At 69.3% G+C, this 21,803-nt stretch carries 21 protein-coding genes, 1 tRNA gene and 1 pseudogene; 10 read left to right on the top strand and 13 right to left on the bottom strand.

The window, feature by feature from the left end; translation table 11 throughout:
• Positions 1-2: 2 nt before the first annotated feature.
• Entirely contained in the window at positions 3-290 is a 288-nt protein-coding gene (locus tag ACFLIM_RS35245) for a hypothetical protein (RefSeq protein WP_393172697.1), read from the bottom strand.
• A gap of 310 nt (positions 291-600) precedes the next feature.
• Between ACFLIM_RS35245 and ACFLIM_RS35240 the strand changes: the two genes are divergently transcribed.
• The 3 genes and pseudogenes from ACFLIM_RS35240 to mptB form a co-directional block, all read left to right on the top strand.
• Positions 601-948, top strand: coding sequence for an STAS domain-containing protein (locus tag ACFLIM_RS35240; RefSeq protein ID WP_393172696.1), 348 nt, complete (start codon positions 601-603; stop codon positions 946-948).
• A 55-nt stretch (positions 949-1,003) separates the two neighbouring features.
• Positions 1,004-1,735: a glycosyltransferase family 2 protein gene (locus ACFLIM_RS35235; RefSeq protein WP_393172695.1), complete on the top strand. Its 732-nt coding sequence runs from the start codon at positions 1,004-1,006 to the stop codon at positions 1,733-1,735.
• A 33-nt stretch (positions 1,736-1,768) separates the two neighbouring features.
• Positions 1,769-3,019 (top strand): annotated as a pseudogene (gene mptB / locus ACFLIM_RS35230) (polyprenol phosphomannose-dependent alpha 1,6 mannosyltransferase MptB); the annotation flags it as partial.
• A gap of 328 nt (positions 3,020-3,347) precedes the next feature.
• On the opposite strand, the gene ACFLIM_RS35225 reads toward mptB, so the two are convergent.
• Positions 3,348-5,594, bottom strand: a complete 2,247-nt coding sequence (locus ACFLIM_RS35225) for a hypothetical protein (RefSeq protein WP_393172694.1) — start codon at positions 5,592-5,594, stop codon at positions 3,348-3,350.
• Positions 5,595-6,256: 662 nt separating this feature from the next.
• On the opposite strand from ACFLIM_RS35225, the gene ACFLIM_RS35220 reads away from it, so the two are divergent.
• The 4 genes from ACFLIM_RS35220 to serS all read left to right on the top strand — a co-directional run bounded on the left by ACFLIM_RS35220 (position 6,257) and on the right by serS (position 10,340).
• Complete coding sequence (locus ACFLIM_RS35220; RefSeq protein WP_393172693.1) at positions 6,257-7,444, top strand: glycosyltransferase 87 family protein; 1,188 nt, start codon at positions 6,257-6,259, stop codon at positions 7,442-7,444.
• Between the two features lie 18 nt (positions 7,445-7,462).
• Entirely contained in the window at positions 7,463-7,882 is a 420-nt protein-coding gene (locus ACFLIM_RS35215; RefSeq protein WP_393172692.1) for a DUF4446 family protein, read from the top strand.
• Positions 7,883-7,990: 108 nt separating this feature from the next.
• On the top strand, positions 7,991-8,911 hold the full coding sequence (gene pheA, locus ACFLIM_RS35210) for a prephenate dehydratase (RefSeq protein WP_393172691.1): 921 nt from the start codon (positions 7,991-7,993) through the stop codon (positions 8,909-8,911).
• Between the two features lie 166 nt (positions 8,912-9,077).
• Entirely contained in the window at positions 9,078-10,340 is a 1,263-nt protein-coding gene (gene serS / locus ACFLIM_RS35205) for a serine--tRNA ligase (RefSeq protein ID WP_393172690.1), read from the top strand.
• Here the strand turns inward: serS and ACFLIM_RS35200 are convergent.
• Together ACFLIM_RS35200 and ACFLIM_RS35195 are read right to left on the bottom strand one after the other, a co-directional pair.
• Positions 10,304-11,686, bottom strand: a complete 1,383-nt coding sequence (locus ACFLIM_RS35200) for a hypothetical protein (protein ID WP_393172689.1) — start codon at positions 11,684-11,686, stop codon at positions 10,304-10,306. The two genes, serS and ACFLIM_RS35200, sit on opposite strands and share 37 nt — an antisense overlap.
• 154 nt (positions 11,687-11,840) lie before the next feature.
• Entirely contained in the window at positions 11,841-12,044 is a 204-nt protein-coding gene (locus ACFLIM_RS35195) for a cold-shock protein (protein WP_219534920.1), read from the bottom strand.
• Positions 12,045-12,266: 222 nt separating this feature from the next.
• Here ACFLIM_RS35195 and ACFLIM_RS35190 point away from each other — a divergent pair, with 222 nt between their 5' ends.
• Positions 12,267-13,064, top strand: coding sequence for an HAD family hydrolase (locus ACFLIM_RS35190; protein WP_393172688.1), 798 nt, complete (start codon positions 12,267-12,269; stop codon positions 13,062-13,064).
• A gap of 38 nt (positions 13,065-13,102) precedes the next feature.
• Here the strand turns inward: ACFLIM_RS35190 and ACFLIM_RS35185 are convergent, their stop codons facing one another.
• Together ACFLIM_RS35185 and ACFLIM_RS35180 are read right to left on the bottom strand one after the other, a co-directional pair.
• Positions 13,103-13,618 (bottom strand): bacterial proteasome activator family protein, encoded by a 516-nt coding sequence (locus ACFLIM_RS35185; protein ID WP_393172687.1) that lies wholly within the window; start codon positions 13,616-13,618, stop codon positions 13,103-13,105.
• Positions 13,619-13,623: 5 nt separating this feature from the next.
• Positions 13,624-14,580: an NAD(P)H-quinone oxidoreductase gene (locus ACFLIM_RS35180; protein WP_393172686.1), complete on the bottom strand. Its 957-nt coding sequence runs from the start codon at positions 14,578-14,580 to the stop codon at positions 13,624-13,626.
• 114 nt (positions 14,581-14,694) lie between these two features.
• On the opposite strand from ACFLIM_RS35180, the gene ACFLIM_RS35175 reads away from it, so the two are divergent.
• Positions 14,695-16,671, top strand: a complete 1,977-nt coding sequence (locus ACFLIM_RS35175; RefSeq protein WP_393172685.1) for a nucleotide-binding protein — start codon at positions 14,695-14,697, stop codon at positions 16,669-16,671.
• A 1-nt stretch (position 16,672) separates the two neighbouring features.
• On the opposite strand, the gene ACFLIM_RS35170 is transcribed toward ACFLIM_RS35175, so the two are convergent.
• Positions 16,673-16,759 (bottom strand) — tRNA-Ser (locus ACFLIM_RS35170).
• A 24-nt stretch (positions 16,760-16,783) separates the two neighbouring features.
• Between ACFLIM_RS35170 and ACFLIM_RS35165 the strand changes: the two genes are divergently transcribed.
• Complete coding sequence (locus ACFLIM_RS35165) at positions 16,784-17,137, top strand: STAS domain-containing protein (protein WP_393172684.1); 354 nt, start codon at positions 16,784-16,786, stop codon at positions 17,135-17,137.
• A 54-nt stretch (positions 17,138-17,191) separates the two neighbouring features.
• Here the strand turns inward: ACFLIM_RS35165 and ACFLIM_RS35160 are convergent, their stop codons facing one another.
• From ACFLIM_RS35160 to ACFLIM_RS35135, 6 genes are read right to left on the bottom strand one after another with little or no spacing between them, the layout of a single operon-like run.
• Positions 17,192-18,037, bottom strand: a complete 846-nt coding sequence (locus tag ACFLIM_RS35160) for an NUDIX domain-containing protein (protein WP_393172683.1) — start codon at positions 18,035-18,037, stop codon at positions 17,192-17,194.
• A 12-nt stretch (positions 18,038-18,049) separates the two neighbouring features.
• A complete protein-coding gene (locus ACFLIM_RS35155; protein ID WP_393172682.1) occupies positions 18,050-18,775 on the bottom strand; it encodes a M15 family metallopeptidase in 726 nt (241 codons plus the stop codon).
• 29 nt (positions 18,776-18,804) lie between these two features.
• Positions 18,805-19,281: a universal stress protein gene (locus ACFLIM_RS35150; protein WP_393172681.1), complete on the bottom strand. Its 477-nt coding sequence runs from the start codon at positions 19,279-19,281 to the stop codon at positions 18,805-18,807.
• Positions 19,282-19,294: 13 nt separating this feature from the next.
• On the bottom strand, positions 19,295-19,531 hold the full coding sequence (locus tag ACFLIM_RS35145) for a hypothetical protein (RefSeq protein ID WP_393172680.1): 237 nt from the start codon (positions 19,529-19,531) through the stop codon (positions 19,295-19,297).
• Positions 19,528-19,938, bottom strand: a complete 411-nt coding sequence (locus tag ACFLIM_RS35140) for a hypothetical protein (protein ID WP_393172679.1) — start codon at positions 19,936-19,938, stop codon at positions 19,528-19,530. The genes ACFLIM_RS35145 and ACFLIM_RS35140 overlap by 4 nt, the downstream gene beginning before the upstream one ends.
• Positions 19,935-21,791 (bottom strand): MDR family MFS transporter, encoded by a 1,857-nt coding sequence (locus ACFLIM_RS35135; RefSeq protein WP_393172678.1) that lies wholly within the window; start codon positions 21,789-21,791, stop codon positions 19,935-19,937. Before ACFLIM_RS35135 ends, ACFLIM_RS35140 begins: the two co-directional genes overlap by 4 nt.
• Positions 21,792-21,803: the final 12 nt, after the last annotated feature.

Here is a 21,803-nt window from a genome sequence, read left to right as displayed (position 1 = left end):
TCTTAGGCGCTCTCGGGGAACGCCGTGTCGGCTGTGTCCCGAGGTGCACCGAACGACTCCGACATTGCGCGAAATGTCGGGCAAGGCCAGCGCCACATGCAGCTCCGGCAGCGCAGGATCGGGTGGGCGGTGTCACTGGTGATGCCTCCCGCGTCCCTCGGCTGGTGGAGATCGAGCAACCTGAGCCCGAGCTCCGAGAACCTGAGCAGCTCGGTACGGGCGCCGGAGAGGAAATCGAGGTCATCGAGCGCCAGGCGGGTGCGGATGGGAACGTAGCCTTCGTGGTTCACCAGGCCACGAAGGCGCTCTGCTTCGTCATGCCATGACGTGGCCTTCTCTGTGCGGATGAGGATGGTCTCCAGGCGTTCTCGGAGCCCCTGACGCTGAGGATCTTCAGGTTTGTCGGCTTTCATCGATGCGGGGCCCGCCAGTCGTGCCCCAGCCCCTCCTTCTCCGTGAAGTGGTGCCGGTTTCGGTGTCACGCTGTCAAGCTTCGCGTACTCTCCGTTTCCGTGGAGCCCAAACGGAGGACAAAAACCTGGGGTTGCCCTATCGGCGTGACAACGTGACCGGAAGCCTCCGCGCCGCTAGCCTGCCCATGTGGAGCTCAAGGTCTCGACTCGATCACATGCCGGGTGCGCACTCGTTGCCATCACCGGAGAAATCGACCTGTACACGGCGCCCCACCTGCAGTCCGAGTTCACTCGGCTGTTGCAGGAAGGGCCTAGCCGGGTGGTCATCGACATGTCCGCCGTGGATTTCTGCGACTCCACGGGGATGAACGTGCTGTTGTCGGCACTCAAACGCATGAAAGAGCAGGGTGGGGGGCTCGAAGTGGCCTCCCCGCGTCCTGCCGTACGTAAGATTCTGCAGGTCACAGGGCTTGATTCGGTGTTCGTCGTACATGATGAGGTGCCGCGGGAGTTCCTCATCACCGAGGGATCATGACGGGGTCGGCGCTCGGGAGCCAGGGCGGCCGCGTTCTTCGCGGTGGTGACGCTCTGTGAGCACTGGAGACACGGCGGTCATCATTCCGGCCGTCAACGAGGCCGACCGCATCGCGGCCACGGTCGCGGCCGCCGCGGCCCTGCCCGGTGTGGATCTCGTCGTGGTCGTGGACGACGGCTCGCGGGACCAGACCGGCAGAGTGGCGCGCGCGGCGGGGGCCCGGGTGGTGCGGCACAGCCGCAACCGGGGCAAGGCCGCCGCGATGGAGACGGGCGCGGAGGCGGTCCGTCTCCTGGACGAGGACGCCGCTCCCCGTCACCTGCTCTTCCTCGACGCCGACCTGGGCGCGACGGCTCACGCCGCCGCGCCGCTCATCGAGCCCGTACGCGCGGCGAAGGCCGACATGACCATCGCCGTGTTCACGACGCGGGTGAAGCTGGGCGGCCATGGCTTAGTCGTACGCCTGTCGAAGGAGGGCATCCGCCGGGCCACCGGCTTCGAGCCCGCCCAACCGCTCAACGGCCAGCGTTGCCTCACCAGAGCCGCCTTCGAAGCGGCCCGGCCGCTGGCGCACGGGTTCGGGGTGGAGACGGCGTTGACGATCGACCTGTTGCGCAAGGGGTACCGGATCGCCGAGGTCGAGGTGGACATGGCGCATCGTGCCTCCGGGACGGATTGGCGGGCGCAGCTTCATCGGGCGCGACAACTGCGGGACGTGGCGCTCGCGTTGGCCACGCGAGAGCCGCTCATCTCCCAAAATCTCGACAAACTCCGCGCCAAACGTTGATCCTGTCCATGTCCTCGGCCTCGGCCTTATGGTGTGAGGTCTGGGCTGGGTTCGTCATCCACAGGAAGTCGTGACCCGGGCCGGTTATCCACAGGCGGTTGCCGGTGGGCCGAAGGCGTCTTGCGAGTGTGCTGGAATTTCCCGGTGACTTCGGAGACGTGGCAGGAAAAGGCACGAGGTCGGCTCGCCGGGCCGGCCACGGCGGCGATCGGCGCTTCGATCCTGCTGACGATCAGCATTGGGCTCCTCGGCCCATCGGCCATGGTTCCCGCGCTGGGTGGCCCTTCCTGGCAGCCGCCGTACTCTCTCGACGTCCACCCCGGCCCGCACCTGGTGATCGCTGTCGCCGCGGCCGCGCTCATCCTCGGCGGCCTCGGCCTCCTGGCCGCCCTGACGACCATCCGATCCCCAGCCACGGGCGCGCCCGATGGCCGCCGGTCGCTGCCCAGCGCACGGCTGCTGGTGCTCATCGGGTGTCTGGCCGCCGGAGTCCTGGCGTTCCTACCTCCGTCGGGCTCCGGCGACCACCTCAACTACGCCGCGTACGGCCGCATGGTGACGCTGGGCCTCAGCCCCTACACCCATGGCGCCGTGGACCTGCCAGGCGACCCGGTGGCCGACGCGGTCGAGCAGCCGTGGCGTGAGGAGCCGAGCGTGTACGGCCCGGTGGCCACGGCCCTGCAAGCGGTGGCGAGCTGGATCGGCGGCGACTCGGTGCGGCTGACGATATTCGTGCTGGCCCTGTTCAACGCCGCCGCCTTCATCGCGACGGGTCTCCTCATAGACCGTTTCACCAGAGACGACCCGGCCGGCCGCCTGCGGGCCGCTCTGCTGTGGACGGCCAACCCGCTCCTGCTCTACCAGCTGGTCGCGGGCATGCACGTGGACACGCTCGCCATCGCCTGCATGGTCGCCGCCCTCCTGGCCAGAAGCCGTCCCGCAGGCTCGGGTGTGCTGCTCGGGCTCGGCGTGGCCATCAAGATCAACGCCGGGCTCGTGGCCCTCGGGCCGGCCTGGGAGCTACGCCGGAGACCCGCCCGCCTGGCACTCATGGCCGCCTGCGCCCTCGCGGTGGTGGTCGTCGGATACGCGATCGCGGGCCCCGAGGCGATCACGCCGGTGACCCGGACCAGCAAGTCGATCTCGCACGCCTCGTTCTGGAAGCTCGTCCAGGGCTGGCTCCAGTCCATCGTGGGCACTGGCAGCGCCTATCGAGCGGAGATCCAGATCGGCTCCCTCCTGGTGCTCGCGCTCGTCGCCTGGTCCCTGCTCCGCCTGGCCGCACGCTCGCGCTGGGCGAGCCACCACGGTTCAGCCCACCCGGCAACAGGGATGAGCCGCCAGACGAAGAACGTGGCGAGCCGGGACACGTCGGGCGGGCGGGGGGGGCTGGAGGCGCCGGTCGTGGCGGCGGGGCTGGTGGTGGCCTACCTTTTCGCCACCCCGTACATCCTGCCCTGGTACGACGGGCTGGCGCTGGGGCTGCTGGCGATCGTGGGGGCGTCCGCGGTGGACGGGTTCGTCGTCGTACACCTGCTGGTCCTGTCGCTCGCCTACCTGCCCGCGCGGGTGGAGGGGCAGCCTCAGGACCTCGCGTGGCTCACCACCGTGGTCAGGCCTCAGCTCGCGTGGGTGCTGCTGGCTCTGACCGTGGCCCTGGTGGTGTGGGCGTGCCGAGCTGCAGGGCGCGTACACAGGCGGCCAGCGTCAACGGCACGGCCACCGTTAGCGCCATAGCGGGGATGGCGATGCCCGAGTCGTTCATGAGGAAGCCGACGAAGGCACACGTGAGCGCCCCGAACAGGCCTGCCCTGAGCGTTGGGGTCAGGTGGTAGGCCTGGCCGAGGGCCGAGGCGCCCCACCGCGAGGGGCGGGCCAGCACCAGGAAGAGGAATGCCAGCGCGACCAGCGAAAGGAGGGTCAGTGACCAGTTGCCGACGGTTACGCCGATCATGGCACTGAACTTGCGGCCGACGACGGTCCACGCCTGACCGTCGATGATCTGCTGCACGAAGGCGCCCAGGTGGGTTCGCTGTGCTTCCGGGCGCAGCCAGTCGAACACCGAGATGGCGCCCACGAACGCGGCCCCCACCAGGCCGACGAGCAGGAGCCTCAGCACCGATACGCGTTTGCCCGAGAGCAGGATGAGGAAGACGGCCAAGCCGATCACGAACGCCGGCACCCCGCCGAAGTCCGCACCCCACGACGGCCACCCGTCTGCGAAGACCGCGAATCCCCCGTACACCGCGCACACCGCCACCACCACAACCCTGGACACACCCCTGCCGACCAGCCACTGAGCCACTCCAGCCAGCCCGAGGACGGTGCCGGTGGCGTAGACGGCGAAGGCGATGTTGCTGAAGCCGTAGAACCGTCCCCCGGTCACGGGCTCGTAGCCGGTCACGGCGTTCACCTGGAGTTTGGAGCCGGTCATGACATCGACGAGGAGAGCGAGCGAGGTGACGGCGGCGACCACGGTGAGCGGGCCCAGCACGTGCGAACGCCACGGCCCGGCGAAGGCGATGGCGGTGATCAGCCCGGCGATGCCCAGGATCGTCACGATCACCGACACCATCGGCACCGGCAGCGTCCACCAGGGCACCAGCTGGGCCAGGAACGTGGAGACGGCGATGGCTCCGCTGACCACCGCGACGATCTGCACGGCCTTGAGGAGCTTGGAGGTGCTCGCAAGAAGAAGGCCGGTCGGAGGGGTGGCGGCGGGCTCTGCCGCGCGCCTCTGATCGGTGGTGGCGGCGGTGGGGTCCGGTATGCGTGCTTGATCGGCGGAGGTGGCGGGGGGCGCGGACGTGGTGTCGTGCGGCGTGTCGGCAACGGCGGTCTGGGGTGGTGTTTCGGGGAGGTCGGTGGAGCGGCGGCGGAGGGCGAGGGCGGCGAAGGCGTAGAAGAGCAGCTGGACCGTCACCAGGACGGTGAAGAACGGGCCGCGTACCTCTCTGAGGACCTGGCTGGCCAGGTCTCCGTCCGAGAGTTCCGTCACCGTGTCGGCCGATGCGGCGGGGGCGGGGCCGCCGGGTTGCCAGGGGCGGCCGACCACTTCGCGTGGAGAGGGCAGGCCCAGGAGCTGGAGGGTGGTGGCGGTGAGGTCGGTGATCGTGACCAGGGCGTCCTGGCGGGTGGAGGTGGCGGTGAGGTAGCCGTGCGGGTATGCCTGTCCGCTCGAGGACGGGCCGGTGGCGATCGCCACGTGCAGGTGGGCGTTCGTCGTCACGTCGGAGACGCCCGCCAGCAGGATGGACGTGCCGGGCGGCAGCTTGCCGATCAAGGTGCCGATCTGCTGGTCCGCCTGGGTTACGGCTGCTTGGCGCGCTGCGGCGGGCAGAGGGGTGGGGACGCCGTACTCGTCGAGGGGTTGGCGGGTCCAGGCGTTCGCGAGGTCGGCGGCTTCGAGGACGATCAGGTTGTACGGGGTGGGGTCGCCGAGGGCATCAGGAGTGGGGGCGTATTTAGCGATATTTCCGGACTTGTCCGCCCCGCCAACGGCGGCACCCGGGCCGATGGCGGCGACCTTGCCCCCACCGTCGACCACCAGCTGGCCCAGAGTGCCGAGTCGAGCGTCGTAACCGGTTTCGGACTGGTATGCGGCCAGGGCCGACCAGCTCGGGATCGTGGCGCCCGTGTCCGTGAGCTGGGGTGTGGACGGTGCGGGGCAACCCCTGCCCGCCGTACCGGCCCGTTGGCCTGCCGAGATGGTCAGCCAGCCCGCGACAGGGCAGGTGATGCCACGGTCCGGGGGTGGCACGGCTCGCGTGGAGAGGGAGGCGGAGGCGCCTTGGCCGACGAGGCGCCACAGATTGGGGGTCCGTGATCGGTCGAGGTCGCTCCATTCGAGGCCGGGCACGCCAATGAGGGCTACTCGGCCTTGCGCGGCTGGAGCGTTGGTCGCGTGCGCGGGGTTTGTGGTGGACGTGCTTGCGGTGAGGGAGGTTCGGCCAAGGGTGGTGGCGTTGGCGGAGGTCGGAGTCAGGCACGTAGCGAGGGCCAGACCGAGGAACAGCGTGGTCATGGTGCGCTTGACGCCTCGTCCAAGAACTGCCCGCGCAGGCGATATGCGGCGGTCCCCGGTTCGGCGGTGCTCGCCGTTCCAGCCGTGCTCTCCACACCGGCTGCGCTCCCCGGACCGCCCAGAAGGTGGGTACGGTGTGGCGTTCGGCATGTACGGACCCCCAGTGTCTGCCCCTCGATCAACAACAGCCAAGCCACCACACGGTAACGTGCCACATCTTGACATCCTCCCCTGTCCGAAGACGGAGGATTTCAACAGCCCCACGAGGAGGAGGTCGTGTTGAGGTTCGCGGTTCGCAGGCCCGGCGGCCCGGTCGCCTCCCCGCGCGGCCACCGCGTGCCACCCGAGCGCCGCCTCCCGGGCGGTCGCCGGCCGTTAGCGCGACCTGCCGATCAATCTACCGGCCGCCGACGACCACACCAGGAGACGACAGTGCCCGGCCGCTCCGCGTATCCTCCCCCGCCTGAAGGACGCGGACGGCACGCTGCGAGTGCGCGATGATCCGGCGGCAGTGGTGGGCGTGGGCGATCGTGGCGCTCGTCGTCGCGGCGGCCGTGGCGCCGTTGGTGCACACGTGGCTCACCAATCCGGACGACCAGCGGCTGGTCGACCTGGACGTTTACCGTACCGGGGGGCAGATGCTCCTCGACGGGCAGCCGGTGTACGAATTCTTCACGCCCGCGCCCCAACTGCTGCCGTTCACATATCCGCCCATCGCGGCCATGCTGGCCGTGGTGCTGGCCGAGATGTCCTGGAGCACGGCGCAGTGGGTCTGGACGGTCGGGATCTTCGTGGCGCTGGCCGTGACCGTGGGGTTCGCGTTCCGGCAGGCCCTGGGGAGGCAGGGGCTGCGGAAGTACGTGCCGTGGGTGTTCGCGTTCCTCATGGTGGCCTGCGCGTACTTGATGCCGATCAGGGATCAGGTGCGGTTCGGGCAGGTGGACATCCTGCTGGTCGCCCTGTGCCTGGCCGACTGTGTGGCGAAGCGGCCCTGGTGGCCTCGGGGGTTTCTGATCGGGCTGGCCACGGCGGTGAAGTTGACGCCTGGGGTCTTTCTGATCTATCTGCTCGTCACCAGGCAGTGGCGGACGTTCTTCATGGCGGCGTTCGTGGCGGCGGTGCTCACGTTGTTGCCGTTCGCGGTGATCCCGCGGGACGCGGCCGACTTCTGGTTCTGGGCGCTGCTCGATCCCGAACGGCTCGGCGCGAACGCGGCCACCACCAACCAGTCGATCCGCGGCATGCTGATCCGGCTCTACCTGCCCGAACTCGCGACGTCTGCGATCTGGCTGGTGATCGTCGCCGTGGTCGCCTGGTATGGGTTCCGTGGCGCGCGTGCCGCGTACAAGGCGAACGATCCGGTCACTGCCGTCGCGCTCGCCGGCCTGATGGCCGTGTTGCTCTCGCCCGTGGCCTGGATCCACCATCTGGCCTGGGTCGTCGTGGTGCTCGGCGCGATCGTGGGGGATGGGCGCGATCCGGTCAGGTTGCGGGTGGCGGCGGGGGTGTGGCTGTTCTACGTGGTGCCGGTGCCCTGGTGGGGGGTTTCGCTGAAGGCCGCCGACATCCCGGGGGTCAGTGTGGTGCTCGGGAAGATCGTTCAGAACGGGTTCGGGCTCGGGGCGCTGGCTCTGGTGTGGTTGTTGGTGTCCTGGTTGCCGAAACGGCGGAGATCGCCTGACTGAGCCGTTACCCTCTGTGCCGTGCTCGTTACCACATGGGTCATCGTGGGCGTCGTCGCCGGAGTCAGTGGCGTATTCATCGGGTATCTGGCGCTCCGGCAGGCCAGAGCCACGGTGGAGGACTGCCAGCGGATGCTCGCCAGGCAGACGAGCGAGGGCATGGGCGACCTCAAGGCCATCAGGGACGTGGCCGTCTGCCGGTACGACGCCCTCTCGGAGATGACCGGGCGGTTGTCGTTCTCGGTCGCGATGATCAACGGGCTGGGTGACGGGATCGTGTTGACCTCGATCAACGGCCGGAGCGAGACGCGTACCTATGTCCGGCCCGTGGTGGCCGGGAAGGGGCAGCAGCCGCTTTCGCCCGAGGAGGAAGAGGCGGTGCGGGCGGCCAGGCTGGGGCTCGGACCGCTGATCGCATCCCGGGCCTCAGGAATGATGTAGCTCGCCGAGCCCAACCTGACGGCTGGTCCGCGACGTGGAGGCCGACTCGTCCGTACGCGCCGGGCCGAAAGGACGCGTGTGGCGTCAACCTGCGGATACTCTGGATGCATGCCCAGACTCGCCTATCTCGGGCCGGAGGGGACCTTCACCGAAGAAGCCCTGCGGCTCCTTGACCCCACCGCCGAGCAGCTACCCTGCGCCACGGTGAGCGCCGCGCTCAACGCCGCCCGCACCGGCGACGCCGACGGCGCTGTGGTGCCACTGGAAAACTCCATCGAGGGCGCGATCACCACGACGCTCGACGAGTTCGCCTGGGGCGAGCCGTTGCTGATCACCGCCGAGCTGTTGCTGCCCGTGCAGTTCTCGCTGCTGGCCAGGCCCGACACCGAGATCCCCCACATCAAGCGGGTCTACACCCATCCGGCCGCTATCACCCAGTGCCGCGCCTTCATCTCGCGCGAGCTGCCCGACGCCGTCGTGGTGGCCGCCCCTTCGACAGCCGCCGCGGCGCAGGAGGTCTCACTGCCCGGCTCGCCGTACGACGCCGCCATCGCCGCGCGCATCGCCGGTGAGCACTACGGTCTCGTGGAGCTGGCCGGCGACATCGGCGACAGGTCCGACACCGTGACCAGGTTCGTCAGGGTGAGCCGTCCGGGGCCGCTGCCGGCGGTGACCGGCTCCGACCGCACCACGCTGGTCGTCTTCCTCGCCGACGACCACCCGGGCGCCCTGCTGGAGATGCTGACGGAATTCTCCGTGCGCGGGGTCAACCTGACGCGCATCGAGTCGCGGCCGACCGGCGACGGCATCGGGCGCTACTTCTTCCATTTCGACTTCGAGGGTCACATCGCCGACGCCCGCGTCGGGGAGGCCATCGCGGGGCTGCACCGCATCTGCGGCGAGGTGCGGTTCCTCGGCAGCTATCCGCGGGCCGACGGTGTGGCGCCGCAGATCAAGCGGGGCACGGCCGACGCCGAGTTCGCCGAGGCGGGCGACTGGCTCGCGCGAATCCGCTCGGGCCAGGTCTGAGAAGCGCGTCCAAGGCACCCCGGTGCGCGGCTGAGGGCCCGGGTGGGCTCATCCAAGGCCGAGCTGTGTCTGGATGCGCCGCGTCACGGGCGGGCGCGGCCAGCGGCCCAGAGGCCTCACGGGAATCCAGGGGCGGGACGCCTCCGGGCGCCGGTAGCCTTGCCTTGTGATTGACCTGCGTACCCTTCGTGAGGACCCCGACCGGCTACGGGCGTCGCAGCGTGCCCGCGGTGAGGACGACTCCGTCGTCGACACGCTGCTCGACCTCGACGAGCGCCGCCGATCCGCGCTGACCTCGTTCGAGTCCCTGCGCGCCGAGCAAAAGAGCATGGGCAAGTCGGTCTCCAAGGCGCAGGGCGAGGAGAAGGCCGCGCTGCTCCAGCGGGCCAAGGATCTCGCGAGCCAGGTCAAGGCCGCCGAGGCCGAGGCGGAGAAGCTGGCGGGCGAGCTGGACGAGGTCCTCCAGACGGTGCCCAACATCGTCGAGGCAGGCGCCCCGTCCGGTGGCGAGGACGACTACGTGGTGCTCGAGACGCATGGCGAGCCGCGGGTGTTCGACTTCGAGCCCAAGGACCATCTGGAGCTGGGCGAGGCGCTCGGCGCCATCGACATGGAGCGGGGCGCCAAGGTGTCCGGCTCGCGGTTCTTCTTTCTCAGGGGCGTCGGCGCGCGCCTGCAGCTCGGCCTGCTCAACATGGCCATGCAGCAGGCCATCGAGGCCGGGTTCACGCCGATGATCACGCCGGTGCTGGTCAAGCCGGAGACCATGCAGGGCACCGGCTTCCACGTGGCCCACGACAAGGAGATCTACCGGCTCCCCGAGGACGACCTCTACCTCGTCGGCACCTCGGAGGTGTCGCTGGCCGGCTACCACGCCCAGGAGATCCTCGGCGGCGACGACCTGCCGCTGCGCTACGCGGGCTGGTCGTCGTGCTTCCGGCGCGAGGCGGGCTCGTACGGCAAGGACACCAGGGGCATCATCCGGGTCCACCAGTTCGACAAGGTGGAGATGTTCTCCTACGTACGCCCCGAGGACGCCAACGAGGAGCACCAGCGGCTGCTGGCGTGGGAGAAGGAGATGCTGGCCAAGATCGAGGTCCCCTACCGGATCATCGACACGGCGGCGGGCGACCTCGGCATGTCGGCCGCCCGCAAGTTCGACTGCGAGGCGTGGATCCCCACCCAGGGCCGCTATCGCGAGCTGACCTCGACTTCCAACTGCACGGAGTTCCAGGCCCGCAGGCTCGCCGTCCGCTTCCGCGACAAGGACGGCAAGCCGCGGCACCTGGCCACGCTCAACGGCACGCTGGCCACGACCCGCTGGATCGTCGCGATCCTGGAGAACCACCAGCAGGCCGACGGCTCCGTGGTGGTCCCCCAGGCACTGCGCCCCTACGTGGGGCTCGACGTGCTGGAGCCGTCCAAGTAGTAGCGGCGGGCGTCGTTCCTGATGAGGGCGACGCTCGCCAGCAGCACGAGGGCGGTCAGCAGCACGGCGATCGCGACGGCGGCCCAGTAGGCGCCGGGCACGCCCGCGGACCAGCCGTAGAAGGGCAGGTAGACGCCGGCGTAGACGAGCGGCGCGGCCGTTGCGCCGACCGCCGCCGTCACTGGCCGGGCCCGGCCCGCCAACGCCAGCACGAGGCACACCACGGTGCCGACCACGGTCGCGATCATGCCGGAGACTCCGATGCCCAGGAGGGCTTCCAGGTTCAGGTCGGAGGCGAACAAACCGGCGAGGCCGAGCGGGTCGGCGCCGCGTCCGGCGCTGAGTACGGCGAAGAAGCCCAGGCAGGCGGCCGCGGCGAAACCGGTGTAGACGCGGTGGAACTGCCGCAGTCCCGCCCCGACGCCGCCGAACAACACGCACGCGGCCAGGAAGAGCGCCACGTTCCGTTCCGGGGACAGGTCCATGGCCGGGGCCTCCACGGCCGCCGTCTCCTGCGAGCCGGGCCAGCCCACCCGCCGCCACGTCCCCTGCACGTCACGGACCAGAATGCCGTCCAGGCCGTTCGCGACGACCACGACGTGCCCGCCGGGCCGGGGCTGCGCGGCCAGCGCCATCGAGTACTGGCCGGTCGAGTTGGAATAGGTCCTGTTGAGCCGTTCGACGTCGTCCTCGCTCATCGCCCATGAGGGGCCCCACGTCCTGCCGCCGTCGTCGGACTGCTCGACGGCCATGCGGTCGGGCACGACCCGGTAGCACCGTGTCGCCTGCATGGGGACGCAGGCGGCGCTCTGGGCCGGCTTCGGCCGATCGTCGGTCGTCCCCACAGACCATGTAAGCCCGCCGTCCTCGGAGACCCGCGAGGAGGTGTCGTACATGTGGACGATGATCCGGTTTCCGGCCACCTCGACGGAGTGGGCCGTGGGGTGGCGCACGCCCGAGGTGGCGGTCACTGCCAGCACGGCCAGCGGCACGGCGACCATGATCCGCAGACGGGCGGAGTCGGAGTGGAGGCTGCGCCGGCGTACCCACCAGGCCAGGGCGAGCACGGGCAGCGCCAGAAGGTCCGTGGGATCGGCCAGGACGCGCGACGGGCCCGCCACGAGGGTCCAGGCGTGGGAGGCGATCTCAGCGCCCGTCTCCGTGGTCTTCACGAGCGCGAACAACACCCCGGTCAGTACGGTCGCCGCCAGGTCGGCCCGCCGCCAGAAGAGCAGCGCCAGCAGGGCGGGCGCCACGACGAGGCCGGCGACGTCGCTGAGCTTGCCCGTGACGAACCCGGGCCAGGCCTGCTTGAGCAGGTGGTCGTTGATCAAAAGCACGATCACCCCGGTAACGGTCACGGGGTGGCATAACCACACGTACCTCATGTAGAGGTCGATGGCTGGAAGGAGCAGAAGGTTCGCGGCCGTGACCAAGCCGACACAAGCAAAAGACCGGAGCCCGCTGGAAGCGAACTCCGGTCTGTCTCGCTGCTACAGGTCAGATGGCTCGGACCTGAGAGGCCTGCGGCCCCTTCTGGCCCTGCGTGATCTCGAACTCGACCCGCTGCCCGTCTTCAAGGCTGCGGTAGCCGTTGCCTTGGATCTCGGAGAAGTGCACGAACACGTCCGGCGCACCGCCGTCCGGGGCGATGAAGCCGAAGCCCTTCTCGGCGTTGAACCACTTGACGGTTCCCTGAGCCATAAAGCTCTCCCTCAGGATGTGAATCTATGGGACCCACACCTCGTGGGTCCCGGTGTGTCGTACAGCAAGCACCCGGGGTGGCTCAGACAAAGTCATGCTGGTTTTCACTACGGGATCAGCTAATACAACGCCATCACATCTAACACCATTCTGGAGCGTTGGTGTTCCCGTCCCTAGGAAGATTTCTGTCGAGCGGCATCACCGGGCAAACTGGAACCTGTTATGCAGAGCCTTCCCGCACCGCGCCTAGTGGCCACCGACCTCGACGGTACCGCGTTGCGCACGGACGGAACCGTGTCTCCCCGCACGGTCTCCGCCTTCGGCAAAGTCGAGGAATCGGGGGCCGTGCTGGTGTTCGTGACAGGGCGCCCGCCTCGGTGGATGGGCGGGGTCGCGGGTGTCGTACGTCACCGCGGGCTCGCCATCTGTGCGAACGGGGCGCTGATCTACGATCTTCATACCGAACGGATAGTGGAATCTCACCTGATCACCGTCGACGTACTCGTGGAAGTCGTCGCTCAGCTAAGAGCGAACGTGGCCGATCTCGTATTTTCGGTCGAGTATGAAGCCGGTTTTGCGCATGAGTCAGATTTCCTGCTCGGCGGCCTGGACAGGGGCGTGGGGGCGGTACGCGTCGAGTCCGTGACCGCGCGCCCGTGCGCCAAGCTGCTGGCCCTGCACCGCGGCATGACCGCGGACGAACTCCAGGCCACCGTGGAGGAGTTGGTGGGGCACCTGGTGACCGCCACGCACTCCAGCGGCAGGGGACTGATCGAGATGAGCGCCCAGGGCGTGACGAAGGCGACGGCCCTGGCGGCGCTCGCCGGGCAGCACGAGATCAAGCCCTCGCAGGCGATCGCGTTCGGCGACATGCCCAACGACCTGCCCATGCTGAGCTGGGCAGGCACGTCGTACGCCGTCGCGAACGCGCACCCCGACGTGCTGGCGGCGGTCGATCACGTGACCGCGGCCAACGACGACGACGGCGTCGCGCAGGTGATCGAGCGGCTTTACGGATAGCCGCGGCCAGCGGCTGTCCGCAGCAGGCGCTTGCGCCGCTACAGGTAGGGCCCCGAGCCGCCGTGCGGCCGCCCCTGCTCGTCACCCTGCGGCACACCGGGCAACGCCCTGCGCATCTGCTCCAACTGGGCGCGAGCGGCCATCTGTTGCGCGAACAGCGTGGTCTGGATGCCGTGGAACAACCCTTCGAGCCAACCGACCAGCTGGGCGTGCGCGATGCGCAGCTCCGCCTCGCTCGGCGGCGTGCCGTTCTCGTCGGTGAACGGGAGCGACAGGCGCTCCAGCTCGTCGACCAGCTCCGGCGCCAGGCCGTCCTCGAGCTCCTTGATGGAGGACTCGTGGATCTCCTTCAACCGCTTGCGGCTGGCCTCGTCGAGGGGAGCCGCGCGGACCTCCTCGAGAAGCTGCCTGATCATGCTGCCGATGCGCATCACTTTGGCGGGCTGCTCGACCAGGTTGGTCACCGATCGATCGTCCTCGCTGTTATCGCCCTGACCCTGGAAGTCGGGGCCCACCACCACGATGTGGGGGGTGTTGTTCTCCTCAGCATTCATAACACTCACCGTACTAGCAGGATCTTGCCGACGTGTTCTCCAGAATCCAACATTCGGTGTGCTTCAGCAGCTTCCGACATGGGCACCTCGGCGTACACCACGGGCCGCACCGCCCCCGCCCCGACCAGGGGCCACACGTTGTCCACGACGCTCCGTACGATGACGCCCTTCTCGTCCACGGGACGCGAGCGCAGCGTCGTGGCGTGCACGGTGACGCGCTTGGCGAGCATGGCGCCCAGGTCGATCTCGGCCTTGCGCCCACCCTGCAGCCCGATGATCACCAGCCGGCCGCCGGTACGCAGGGCCCGGACGTTGCCCGCGAGGTATTTGGCGCCCATGATGTCGAGGATGACGTCGGCCTTGACCTTGTCGGCGAAGTCCTCCTCGCGGTAGTTGACCACCTCGTCGGCGCCCAGCTCTCGGACGCGCTGGGCCTTGGCCTCGGATCCGACGGTCGCGATCACGTACGAGCCGAGCGCCTTGGCCAGCTGCACCGCGAACGTGCCGATCCCGCTGGCCCCGCCGTGCACCAGCAGCGTCTCGCCCCTGCGCAGCCGCCCGACCATGAACACGTTGGACCAGACCGTGCACGCCGCCTCGGGCAGCCCGGCCGCCTCCGGCAGCGTCAGCCCGTCGGGCACCGGCATGACCTGCTGCCAGGGCACCGCTACGCGCTCGGCGTAACCGCCGCCGCCGAGCAGCGCGCACACTCGGTCGCCTGCCTTGAACTGCTCGACGTCCGCGCCGACCTCGGCCACCACGCCGGAGACCTCCAGCCCCGGGTACGGCGAAGTGCCCGGGGGAGGGTCGTAGAATCCTTGCCGTTGCAGGACATCGGCACGGTTCACCGCCGAGGCGGCCACGTCGATCAGCACGTCTCCCGGTTCGACCCGCGGCTCAGGCACCTCGTGCCACTCCAGCACTCGTGGTCCGCCCGGCTCGGTGATCTCAATGGCTCGCATGCGAACCACGGTAGCCGGGCAAAGAAGTTCTGGGTTGCCGGGCTGTGCGGTAGCCCGTGGCGTTAACCTGCAATGTATTTGCTGCCCCTTTAGACCCACCCGAGGGGGAACACGGTGGCAAGACACGATCGAGAAGAATCTCTCGAGGAACAGCTGGCCTGGCTGGACGCGATCAAGGAGACGGAGGAGGCCCCCGTACCTGTCAGCGCCTCGACTGCTTCTGCCGACGAGACGGTCGCTTCGCCGTACCCCAAGGACCCGTGGCTGCTGGTGCCCACGCAGCACGAGACGCCGACGCCGCCGCTGTTCCGCGCGGCCGTCGACTCCGTCTACGGCGCCGCGGCGGCCGAGGACCTCCCCGAGGGGGAGAGCGAGGCCGGGGAGTGGCTCGACAAGGCGAGTACGAAGGAAGCGCCCACGGCTCCACCAGCCGGTCAGGCCGATCCCTTCCTCGCTCCGCTGAAGCCGCTGCCGCGGCCCGACGACACCGACTCGTACGCGCTGTCGTTCTCGCCGCCGGAGCCCGAGCCGAAGGACTCAGAGAAGACTGAGGAGCCTGAGGAGCAGCCGTGGCCGCGGCCGGCCGACTGGTCGCGGCCCGCGGCCGAGCCGTCCGGCCAGGAGCCGCCCGCGGCGTCGGAGGAGCCCGCTCGTGCGGAGGAGTCCGTTCGTACGGAGGACAAGCCTTCCGCGGCGGAGGACGACCGGGTCGCCTGGGCGGACACCTCCTCGGGGAATGAGCGCCCGAAGTGGACGGAGCAGCCGGACACCCTCCCGCGGATCGAGCCTCCGAAGTGGACGGAGTCGGAGACCTCCCCGGCGAACGAGCGCCCGCAGTGGACCGAGCCCGAGGCGCGTCCCCAGCGGGAAACGCCCGAGGAGCGGCCGCAGTGGGGGGAGCCCGAGGAACGACCCCAGTGGGCGGAGGAGCCGGTCCAGCAGCCGGAGCGCCCCGCATGGACCGAGCAGGAGCGTCCGGCGTGGACCGAGCGGCAGGAGTGGCGTCCCGCCGAGCGGGAGATCCCGTCGCCGCCTCCCCAGCACCAGCCCCAGCAGCCCCAGCCACAGGCCCAGCCTCAACCTCAGTCGCAGCCGCGCTGTCGCCCGGCCCCGATCCCGGTGTTCACCGCCCCGCCCAGACCTCCGATCACCGGCCGTCCCACCGCCGACAGCCTCGACCCGGAGTCCCTGCTACGCGGAAGGCGTAACGCTCCCTCCAAGGGCTGGCGCCGCCTGGTCTACAAGGCGTCGGGAGGCTGGATCAAGCCGGGCGAGCCGCCAGAGGTACGCCGCCGCCGCGAGCTCGTGACCAGGTCCCGTACCCCGGTGACCACGGGACACCACCGCGTGGCCGTGCTGAGCCTCAAGGGCGGCGTGGGCAAGACCACGACCACGGTCGGCCTGGGCGCCACCTTGGCGCAGATGCGCGGCGACCGCGTCATCGCCGTGGACGCCAATCCGGACAGAGGCACCCTTTCCGACAAGCTCGTCCTGGAGACCTCGGCCACCGTGCGCGACCTGCTCAACGAACGCGAGCAGGTCAAGCGCTACGTCGACATCAGGGCGTTCACCTCGCAGGCGCCCTCGCGGCTGGAGGTGCTCGCCTCCGACCGCGACCCGTCGGTCTCGGAGGCGTTCAGCGGCTCCGACTACCAGGACGTCTCCCAGGTGCTGGAGAACTTCTACTCGATCTGCATCACCGACTGCGGCACCGGCCTGCTGCACTCCGCCATGGGCGGCGTCCTCGGGCTCGCCGACCAGATCGTGCTGGTCAGCTCCCCTTCGGTGGACGGCGCCAGAGCGGCCTCCGCGACGCTCGACTGGCTGGAGGCGCACCACTACGCCGACCTGGTGAAGGCGGCGACCGTGGTGCTCTGCAGCGTCAGGCCGCGCTCGAAGTCGGCGGTCGACATCAAGAAGCTGGAGGCCCACTTCGCCGCCAGGTGCCGCGCTGTGATCCAGGTGCCGTATGACCCGCATCTGGAGGAGGGCGCGGAGATCGACCTCGACCGGCTCCAGGAGCCGACCAGGGAGGCCTATCTCCAGCTCGCCGCCTGCGTGGGCGACGGCTTCGCGGGGCTGCGCGAGTGAGCGGAGGGTGTGGGATTCGAACCCACGAGGCCATCGCTGACCTGGCCGCTTTCAAGGCGGCTGCACTCGTCCACTATGCGAACCCTCCTGTGCGGAAACCACGATAGCGGCTGTGGTGACAGGGGTGTACGTTCAGGAGGTGGCGGATCTCAACGTCGAGGTGGAGCGCGTTGACATGGGCGCGCTCGTTCGCCTCGGCGGTGACCTCGACAAGCTCACAGCGCCGCTGCTCAGGGAGTCCCTGGTGAAGTTGTTCGCCGAGGGCCGGGTGCAGGTCGTCGTCGACGCCGGGGAGCTGGAGTTCTGCGACTCCAGCGGGTTGTGGGTGCTGGTGGAGCACCAGCGCCGGGTTGCCGCGCACGCCGGGTCGTTACGTCTGGTCGGCGTGCAGGGGGTGCTGCAGCGCGTGCTCGAAGTGACGGGCCTCAAGGCCGCCTTCGACAGCGTCCTCCAGGCCGACCGGTAAATCAGGCCGCTATTCGCCGAGCCGCTCGGGAGCCCGAGCCGCTCGGAGGCGGTGCTACTCGCCGATTTGTGACAGCAGCCACTTCGGGCCCGCGGTCTCGGCGCCCAGTTCGACGACCCGCTCCTTCAGCGCCCGGTCCGCGGTGACGACGAGCACGCGTTCCCACGGCTTGGCCCGGCGTACGACGTCGACGATCGCGTCGTCGCCGCTGCCGGTGGCCGCGACCACCTGAATCCCCGGTACGGCCGGCGCGCTCCTGGCCGCCCCCTCCACGACCGCCACCACCCGCGGATACCACTGCGCCAGCACCGGATGCGCCAGCCGGAGCCCCGCGACGGCCTCCAGCAGCCGGGTCGCGGCCCCCAGCCGGTCGTGCCACCAGCCGTGCTCGGCCCGGGCGCCGACGATGTTGGCCACATCGAGCACGATGGTCTCCGGCCTGATCGCGCCCTGGATCTCGCTCCACGTCGCCGCGAAGCCGGGATGCAGCCTCCTGCCGGTGATCTCGGGCAGGGGAAGCCAGCGCAACTCGGAGCTCTCGCCGTTGGCGGGCGCCGCGGCCAGCAGCTCGGCCGACTCGGCGATCACCGTCTCGAACGCCCAGCCGCCGTGGTCGTCGCGGTAGATGCCCTGCACCCGCAGCCCTTCTCCGCCGAGCGCCGCCTCCTCGCGGGCCTCGCGCATCGCGCTGGCGACGGCGTCCTCGTGGCTGTCACGCGCTCCGCCGGGCAGCCCCCACGTGCCGCCGTGGTGGCTCCACCAGGAGCGTTTCTGCATGAGCACGTGTGGCACGCCGAGAGCGTCATGGTGTACGGCGAGGAGTCCCGAAGCGCCGTGCAGCCCCCAATGCCGGTGACCTTGGGAGCACTCGGTCCAGCCGTCGCCGTCCTTAGCGGTCATGGGGTGATTCTGTCAGCCTCCGCCCTTGCTGAAATGCTGGTAGTCCTTGTCGCCCGACCAGGAGCCGCCCCACTCCCAGCCGACCTGGGCAAAGGCCTTGACGACCTTGTCGCCAGGATTTATCACACCTTTACCCATAGTTGGGCGCTTGGTGAACTTCTTGGCATTCTGGTGGGCCGAGCTGCCACTCGTGGTGACATATGGGTTCTCGCGGGGATTGATGTCTATTGCTAGGCCGTAAGCGTGTTTGGACCAATTGCTGGACCCGGTCGCCGCGCGGCAGTTGAAGGCCGAGGTGTTGTCGGCCTCGATCGAGTTGAAGTCGTCGGCCTTGTACGCGTCCACCAGCTTCATCTGCTTGATCGGCCAGCGCCACGCGTACAGCTTCCTGAAGACCGTCACGATGTCGTCGGTGACCGTCGAGCGCACCACCACCTCGCCGGTGTGCGGCTTGTCGTCGAAGCCCCAGTACGTCATCGTGATGAGCCGCAGGTCCCGGTAGCTGACGGGGCAGCCGGGCCGCCACGAGTACGGCAGCCGGTCACGGGAGATCCGCGAGACCTTGGCGCTGAACGCCGGCGGACTCGGCGTGGCCGAACTGGGCGCGGCCGTCGTGGGCGCGGGTGAGCCGGGCGTGTCGAGGACGGGATTGGCCGTCGTGGGCATTGCGGCCTGCTTCGCTGCGCCGCACGAAACGGACGCGAGCACCACGAATGCCATGGCGGCAGCACGTTTCATCCCGCCACCATATGCGACATCTCACCAGGTCAGGGAACTATCAGCACAGTACGGCGAGCCCGCTTCGCCAGCCCGACCGCCACCGAGCCCTTCCATGAGCAGCGCGACCGGCCCACCACAATGGCGTCGGCCATGTACGCGCTGGCCAGCGTCTCCAGCTCACGCGCCGTGTCACCACGCACGCTGACGAACTGCCACGGCACCCCCGCGCCCTTCAGCTCGTCCCTGAGATCCTCGGTGAGGTCGGCCGCCGAGTCGGGAATGATCGGCGACCCGGCGAAGAACCACAGTGAGGCGCTGTTGAGCGACTCCACGAAGGCGACGAGCAGCGCGGCGTTGTCCCTCCGGGCGAGCCCGGCCGCGTACGCGAGCGCGTTGCGGCTCGGGCCCGATCCGTCGAAACCCACCACGAGCAGGCCGGCGCCATCCTTGCCGATCTCGAACTGCCCTGCGGGGAGCCTGCCCGCTATCGGCTCCCGGCCAGGATCTGTGCCACCGCTGAACACGGCATGTCCAGCGTCAGGCGTCGGCGTGCTTGCCGCGGTGGGCCAGCTCGCGCAGGGCGTCGGCCGCGTAGATCACGAGCGAGACGAACGAGAGCGCGGCGATCGAGCCGCCGAGCCACAGGTCGTTGACCGTCGCGTCCACGTAGGCCGCGCCCCTCGGCTGGTAGCCGACCGCGAACGGCGCGGCGACCAGCCACAGGCCGCCGAGGAACAGCAGGACGAGGGCGGAAACGCCCAGCTTGGCCTTCATCGGTTCTCCTCCACTCGGACCAGGGAAGCCTTTTCGTTGCGGCGGTGCTCACCTGAGTTGTTCAGGTCCTTGCGCAGCGCCTCGACGAGCGGCGCCAGCAGGCTCGCCAGCTCGGCGGACGACGCCTGGGGGGCCGGCACGGGCTCGGGCTCCGGCTCGGCCCGGCGCTGGCGTACGGCCACCAGGCCCCGCACCACCAGCTCCTCGTGGATGGCCAGCACGAAGCAGAGCAGGCCGATGAGCCCCACGACGGCCACGCCGAGGCCGGTGAAGAACTCGGAAACGGTGGGGTCCGTCCAGTCGGCGTTCTCGGGCTGGGTGCCGAGCGCGAAGGGCGCGATCATCAGCCACATCCCGGCCAGGACGGCCAGGGTCGCCGCGACGGCGCCCACGAACTTGCGAATCATTGCGAGACTCCTCCTGTTACGAGGTCATTCTGTGGGGGCCTGGCCTGCGCGATCAGGGCACGCGAGGTGGGCCGCAGCACGTCATGGGCGACCGACCTGGCCCGTTCGCGCTCGGGGCGGTCGTCCGGCGGCGCCATCCTGGCGACGGCGCTGAGCAGCGCGGACCGCTCGCCGTTCACCCGCTCGATGCGCTGGGCGACAAGCTCCAGCAGCAGCCCGGCCAGCACCAGGTCGTCCTTGCCGGGCGGCTGCGGCGCGGGCGGCGCCGCGGCGCCACCGCGCAGCGGCAGCTCCTTGAGGAAGAGCACGGCCACGAAGCCGAGCAGCGCGATGGGCACGCCCACCATGAACACGGTCTCCAGCCCCCGCGTGAACGACTCCAGCACGATGTCCTTGATCGGCCCGGGCAGGTGCTGGATGGCGTCGGGGCTGCCGAGCTTGACGTCCGAGCCCCCGCCGGGCAGCGCGATCTTCGCCGCCTGGAGCATCTGGGCCATCTCGTCTTTGAGGCGGCTCGTCAGGATCGCGCCGAACGCGGCCACGCCGACGGCGCCTCCCAGCGAGCGGAAGAACGAGACGCCTGAGGTGGTGGAGGCCATGTCACGCAGCTCGGAGCCGTTCTGGGCGGCCAGGATGAGCATCTGCATGGACAGGCCGAGCCCGGTGCCCAGCACCGCCACGTCGAACCCGATGAGCCACTCGCTGGAGTCCACGTGCAGCTTGGACAGCAGGAACAGCCCGGCGGCCACGATCAGCAGGCCCGCCACGGGGAAGATCTTCCACCTGCCGGTCTGGGTGACGATCTTCCCGGAGATCACGCCGGCCAGGAACAGCGCCACCACCATGGGCAGCGTCATCAACCCGGAGTTGGTCGGGCTGAGCCCCTTGACGATCTGCAGGTACTGCGGCAGGTAGATCATCGCGCCGAACATCGCCATGCCGACGAACAAGGAGGCGAGGCCGGTGAGCACGAACGTACGGTTGCGGAACAGCCGCGGCGGCAGGATCGGGTTACGCGCGGTCCGCTCGGCCAGCACCGCCAGGGCCAGCATGAGCAGGCTGATCGCGGCCAGGAAGTAGGTCCAGAACGAGTTCCACTCGAACTCGTTGCCGCCGAGCGTCAGCAGCAGCATGAGCGCGCTGGCGCTTGCCGTGATCGTCGTCGCGCCCCAGATGTCGATCGAGGTGCTCCGCTTGATCTTCGGCAGCTTCAGCACCTTCTGGATCACCAGGAAGGAAACGATGGCGAAGGGCACGACCACGTAGAAGCACCAGCGCCACCCGAGCCAGTCGGCGTCCACGATGAACCCGCCCAGCAACGGCCCCGCCACCGTGGAGATCCCGAAGACCGCCCCCATGTAGCCGGAGTAACGGCCGCGCTCGCGGGGCGACACGATGTCCCCGAGGATCACCTGCGCGAGAGCCGACAAACCACCCACACCCAGGCCCTGTACGGCCCGCGCCGCGATGAGCTGCCCCATGTCCTGTGACAGACCGGCCACCAGCGAGGCCGCGACGAACAATCCGAGGGCGGTCTGGAAGAGCAGCTTCCGCCCGAAGACGTCGGACAGCTTGCCCCACAACGGCGTGGACACCGTCATCGTCAGCATCGTGGCCGACGCCACCCACGAGTACTGGTCCTGACCGCCCAGCTCCCCCACGATCGTCGGCAGCGCGGTGCCCACCACGGAGGTCGAGATCATCGACGTGAGCATCGCGAGCATGAGCCCGGACATGACCTCGAGGATTTCGCGGTGGGAGTACTGCCGCTTCGCGGGGGGTGCGGCCTGAGCCTGCGCTACCAAGACACCACATCCCCTTACTTCAACTTTAACCAGCTTGAGTATACGCATGTTTACTAGCCG

It is taken from the genome of Nonomuraea marmarensis (assembly GCF_043197025.1).
GTDB lineage: Bacteria > Actinomycetota > Actinomycetes > Streptosporangiales > Streptosporangiaceae > Nonomuraea > Nonomuraea marmarensis.
This window is presented reverse-complemented; position numbering and strand designations above follow the sequence as displayed.